General features: G+C 68.5%; 5 protein-coding genes and 1 pseudogene. 3 read left to right on the top strand and 3 right to left on the bottom strand.

The window, feature by feature from the left end:
- Window positions 1–130: 130 nt before the first annotated feature.
- A complete protein-coding gene (locus AB0P24_RS47545) occupies window positions 131–334 on the bottom strand; it encodes an IS3 family transposase (RefSeq protein ID WP_365805679.1) in 204 nt (67 codons plus the stop codon).
- A 36-nt stretch (window positions 335–370) separates the two neighbouring features.
- On the opposite strand from AB0P24_RS47545, the gene AB0P24_RS47540 reads away from it, so the two are divergent.
- From AB0P24_RS47540 to AB0P24_RS47530, 3 genes and pseudogenes are all read left to right on the top strand, one after another.
- Window positions 371–1,273 carry an alpha/beta hydrolase gene (locus AB0P24_RS47540; RefSeq protein WP_365805677.1) on the top strand — a complete coding sequence of 301 codons (903 nt, stop codon included), beginning with the start codon at window positions 371–373 and terminating at the stop codon, window positions 1,271–1,273.
- Window positions 1,240–1,587 (top strand): annotated as a pseudogene (locus tag AB0P24_RS47535) (enoyl-CoA hydratase/isomerase family protein); the annotation flags it as partial. The gene AB0P24_RS47540 and the pseudogene AB0P24_RS47535, both read left to right, overlap by 34 nt.
- A complete protein-coding gene (locus tag AB0P24_RS47530; RefSeq protein ID WP_365805675.1) occupies window positions 1,488–2,192 on the top strand; it encodes an enoyl-CoA hydratase/isomerase family protein in 705 nt (234 codons plus the stop codon). The pseudogene AB0P24_RS47535 and the gene AB0P24_RS47530, both read left to right, overlap by 100 nt.
- A 385-nt stretch (window positions 2,193–2,577) precedes the next feature.
- Here the strand turns inward: AB0P24_RS47530 and AB0P24_RS47525 are convergent, their stop codons facing one another.
- Together AB0P24_RS47525 and AB0P24_RS47520 are read right to left on the bottom strand one after the other, a co-directional pair.
- Window positions 2,578–3,501, bottom strand: coding sequence for an alpha/beta hydrolase (locus AB0P24_RS47525; protein WP_365805673.1), 924 nt, complete (start codon window positions 3,499–3,501; stop codon window positions 2,578–2,580).
- Window positions 3,502–3,566: 65 nt separating this feature from the next.
- Window positions 3,567–3,980 (bottom strand): tautomerase family protein, encoded by a 414-nt coding sequence (locus AB0P24_RS47520; RefSeq protein WP_365805671.1) that lies wholly within the window; start codon window positions 3,978–3,980, stop codon window positions 3,567–3,569.
- Between the last annotated feature and the right edge of the window lie 586 nt (window positions 3,981–4,566).

Here is a 4,566-nt window from a genome sequence, read left to right as displayed (position 1 = left end):
CGCCCAGGCCCGCGAGGAGCTGCGGGAGGGCCCGCACGCGGTGCTCACCTCGCCGATGGCCCGCCTGGAGCGCTACGTCGTCTCACTCGCCGACGGGCCTTCCCCCTTGATGGTGGACACGCTTCGTTGATCACGCGGCGAGCGTGAGCTTAGCCGCGCGGTGTCGGTGTTCGTATTCGTTGGGGCTGAGGTGGCCGTTGGCCGAGTGTCGGCGGCGAGTGTTGTAGCGTGCCAGCCCGGCGAAAACGGTTCTGCGACAGGTGCCGGCGTCGCCGTAGTGGCGGGCGCCCTGGAGGGTCTCGCGTTTCAGAGACGCGTGGAAACTCTCTTTCATTTATCGTACGCAATCGCTGCCCAGGAGTGTCCCTTCATGACCCTGCGAGAACGAGTCTCCTTCCCGGCCGAGGGTGCGGTGACGCTGCGCGGCACGCTGTACCTGCCCGACCCCCCGGGGCCTCACCCGGCGATCACGATGGCCCACGGCTACGGCGGTACGACCAAGCACGGCATCGAGCCCTTCGCGGAGGTCTTCGCCGAGGAAGGGTTCGTGGTCCTGGTCCACGACCACCGCGGGTTCGGTGCCAGCGACGGTGAGCCCCGCCAGGACATCGACCCCTGGCAGCAGATCGCCGACTGGCGGCGAGCGATCACCTACCTGGAGAGCCGTGACGAAGTGGACTCCGACCGGATCGGCCTGTGGGGCACGAGCTACGCGGGCGGGCATGCGATCGTCCTGGGCGCCACCGACCGGCGCCTGAAGGCGGTTGTCTCGCAGGTGCCGACCATCAGCGGCTACGAGCAGGGGCTGCGCCGCATCCCACCGGAGGCGACCACCGCCTTGGAGGAGGCGTTCAACGAGGACGAACGAGGCCGTCTGCGGGGCGAACCTCCGCGCCGCCAGGCCCTGGTGAGTGCCGACCCGTCGGTGCCGGCGTCCTACCGCACGCAGGAAGCGATCGACTTCTATCTGCAACCCGTCCCTGAAGGACTGTGGAAGAACGAGGTGACGGTCCGCTCCACCCGCGCTGCCCGCATGTACGAGCCCGGCACCTGGATCGCGCGCGTCTCTCCCACCCCCCTGCTGATGGTGGTCGCCACCGGCGACACCGTCACCGTCACCGACCTGGCTCTGGCGGCGTACGAGAAGGCACTCGAGCCCAAGCGGCTCGAACTGATCCCCGGCGGCCATTTCGATCCCTACATCGCACAGTTCGATACGGCGTCCAGGGCGGCCGTGGCCTGGTTCCGCGATCACCTCACGAAGGAGAACTGACCGGCCATGCCGCACCTGACCTACACCTGCCCGGCAAGGAGGACGAGGCCGCGATCGCCGAGATCGTCCTCGCCCATCCGCCGCAGAACCGCCTGACCGCGCAACTGATCGACGAGCTCGGCGAGGCGGTTGCCGACATTGGGCGCAGTGAGGCCCGCGCCGTGCTCCTTCGCGCGGAAGGCCCCGACTTCAGCTTCGGCGGAGACTTCACCGCATGGCGAGGCATGACGGCGCGGGAACTGCGGGCGACGTTCGACCGCTACCTCGACGTGTACAACCGCTTCGAGCAGCTCCCCGTACCCGTCATCGCCGCAGTCCAGGGGGGCTCTGCTTTGGTGGCGGCTTCGAACTCGCGCTGCGTGCCGACGTGGTCTTCGCGGGGCAGAGCGCACGCTTCGGGCACCCCGAGCAGACCCTGGGGATCACCACTCTCCTCGGGGGGATCTACCGCGTCGCCGAACGCGTCGGCCGCGCCCGCGCCTTTGAGTGGGCCCTCACCTCGGAGCATGTGCCCGCGCAGGTCATGGCCGACACTAGTGTCATCAACCGCCTAGTCCCGGACGACGAACTCCTGAGCCATGCCGGGGACTTCGCCCGCCGAGTGGCCTGCGGTCCCACCCTGGCCCACGCCGCGCACAAGGCGCTGCTGCACAGCTGGCCCCTCGGCGGACCGGGATCTCTTCGACCTGTCCGTACCGCTGTTCGCGACACAGGACGTCCGCGCCGGCCTGGAGTCCGCCGCCGCGGCGCTGCGGGCGGGCAAGCCCCGGCCGGTCCTGGACTTCCACGGCCGCTGACGGCCGCACCGCGCAGCGTGCGAGACGTAAGCACCACCGCGAACTTCTTTCATCCACCAAGGCATCGAGCGGCGCTGCGGCGACCTGCTGGGGCCTACGAATGCCGGGAGGGCACGAGATGACCCGCGCTCGGCAAGGTCCGCACCGACCCGAAGTGGGCGACCGCCCTGGTGAGGGCCCTGCTGGTGCTGACGAACCGCGAAGGCGCCCGCTGACCGATGACCTTGCCGGGAGTCATCCGCCCCCTACCAGCATGAGCACCCCGGAGCCCACGCACACCAGCCCACTTGACCGGCAAACTCCACGCTGCACACCGCTCACTCGGGGACGTCGTCGAAGGCGGACGGACCGTTGTCGTGGCATCGGTGTACGTGGATGGATCCGTTGGTGCCCGTCCTGCTGAAAGCGGACCAGGGATGCTCGCAATACCGGTCTGAGCACGGTGAGTTATGTGAGCAGCCTGCAATTGGCCTGTGGCCGTCCACCAGAGGTTGGGAGCGCACCTGCTCAGTGCCCCGGTACCTGACCGGCGTCGGCCAGGGCGCCGAGGTGGCTGACGAGGAAGCGGGCGGCGCGGTCGAGTGCGGCGTCCGCCTCGTCGAGACGCCCATGCTCCGTCTGGTAGACGTGCGGGAGGCCCGGCCCGATCTCCAGCGTGGCCTCGACCTGGGCCGCGCCCGCGCGGGCGGCCAGACGTACCGCATCGTCGAGGAGCACCTCGTTCGCGCCGACCTGTACGAGTATCGGGGGCAGGCCGGCGAGGTCGGCGAACACCGAGCTCGCCAGGGGGTGGTTGCGGTTGCCTGAGCCGATGTAGAGATCCGCGAACGCGCGCATGCCGGCCGCGGTGACGATCGGGTCGGCGTCTTCCTTGGTGCGCATGCTCTCTCCGGAGAGGGTGAGGTCGACCCACGGGGAGAAGACCACCACGGCGGCCGGCTGCGGCAGCCCGGCCTCGCGGGCGGCGAGCAGGGTGGCGATGCTCAGGCCGCCGCCGGCCGAGTCACCTGCCACGACGATCTCTCGTGGATTGGCTCCGGTCGCCAGCAGGTCGCGGTAGGCGGCGAGTCCGTCGTCGACCGCCGCGGGGAAGGGGTGCTCGGGAGCCAGCCGGTAGTCCACCGATGTCGCTCGCAGTCCGGCGCGGGCGGCGAGTTCACCGGCGAGGCCGGTGTGGGTGTCCGGTGAGCCGGCGACGTAGCCGCCGCCGTGGAGGTAGAGGAGCCGTCCGCGGTCTGCCGCTCCGGCCGGCTCCAAGCTCAGGGCGGGCCGCCCGCCCAGGACGGTCCTGCGGGTGGTGACGCCTTCCGGTGCCGGCCGGGTCACGGCCGCGGCGAACGAGGTGCGCAGCTCGGCGGGGGCGGGCTGCGTGTCGGGGCGCGGGACGGAGCGGTGCAGGGCGTCGAGGGCTTGGCGCTGCTGTCGGGACATGGTGGGGCTCCATTTCAAGGCATTTTCGCTGCCCCGATCCAAAGAACAGGGCAGCTTCGTCCTTCTTACTTGTTTACCCAAGGCATAGAGAGGTCGATGTCGGAGACCAGCTTTCCACCGCCGAAGCTCATGTTCTCCAAGGGAATGGCATACATCATCAGGGTGACATCATCCTGGCTGACGCCAACCTTTTCTACGGCGTATCGGGTGACCAGCTCCGCGAGCTTGCGTTTCTGCTCCACCGTCCTGCTCGTACCGGTCGTCACCGTTACGATCATGCGCTTGTCGGATCTCTTCACGCCAGGAAAAGTCGGATGGATGAAGAATTCATCGTCCTTGTGCTCACTGATGATGACGAAACGGTCATCCATAGGTGTATCCATGGCTTCATGAAGAGCGAGATTCAAGGCGTCCGCCAGAGCCCGCTTCTCTTCGCTAGAGAACTTTTGAGCCGGAAGGTGGGCGTGAAACATTGGCATGAGTGTTTCCTCGGTTGTGTTGTTCAGGTCAGATGAGGCGATGAAGTTGGCTGTTTTCTCGGCTTAGCTAAGAGCAGATCATCGACGAGGTGGCCGCCGGCGCAGGCCGCGACCCGAGGACGCTCCGGCGCGTCTACAACGTGATCGGCGACCGCGGGGACGGACCGGGGCTCGTCGGCAATGTGCGGCGGTGGGCAGACACCCTCGCCGAGTGGGCCGTGGAACTCGGCTTCGACACCAGACCCGAGCCCAGGTCAGCCACTACCGACGCCGCGGCGACCCACTTCCGCTCCGCCTACAGCCCTGGGCGCACCACCGACCGATCCCGCCGATCACCGACCCTCAAGATCTCCGGCTGTAGTACCTGTCCGGAAACCTCGAGGCACCCCAGTCTCTTCGTTTGCGTCAGGTGTCGGTCGGGCCTCAGCCCTGGAACGGCAAGTGCGGTCGAGCCCCTGGCCGGCATGGCCCGCGCGGCGCGTGCCGCCCGCCTCGCCGGTCCGGTGTCTCAGGCGCGGCCGGCCTGCGGGTTGGTGAACATGTGGTTGCCCGCCACCGCGTCCTTCGCGGGCACTTCGTCCTGCAG

The organism is Streptomyces sp. NPDC086519, assembly GCF_040686075.1.
Classification (GTDB): Bacteria; Actinomycetota; Actinomycetes; order Streptomycetales; family Streptomycetaceae; genus Streptomyces; species Streptomyces shenzhenensis.
This window is presented reverse-complemented; position numbering and strand designations above follow the sequence as displayed.

What these genes read in the sequence shown, in the direction of transcription:
- AB0P24_RS47545 (WP_365805679.1), bottom strand. Translation starts at nt 334, where the DNA reads ATGAAAGAGAGTTTCCACGCGTCTCTGAAACGCGAGACCCTCCAGGGC.
- AB0P24_RS47540 (WP_365805677.1), top strand. Translation starts at nt 371, where the DNA reads ATGACCCTGCGAGAACGAGTCTCCTTCCCGGCCGAGGGTGCGGTGACG.
- AB0P24_RS47530 (WP_365805675.1), top strand. Translation starts at nt 1,488, where the DNA reads ATGGCGAGGCATGACGGCGCGGGAACTGCGGGCGACGTTCGACCGCTA.
- AB0P24_RS47525 (WP_365805673.1), bottom strand. Translation starts at nt 3,501, where the DNA reads ATGTCCCGACAGCAGCGCCAAGCCCTCGACGCCCTGCACCGCTCCGTC.
- AB0P24_RS47520 (WP_365805671.1), bottom strand. Translation starts at nt 3,980, where the DNA reads ATGCCAATGTTTCACGCCCACCTTCCGGCTCAAAAGTTCTCTAGCGAA.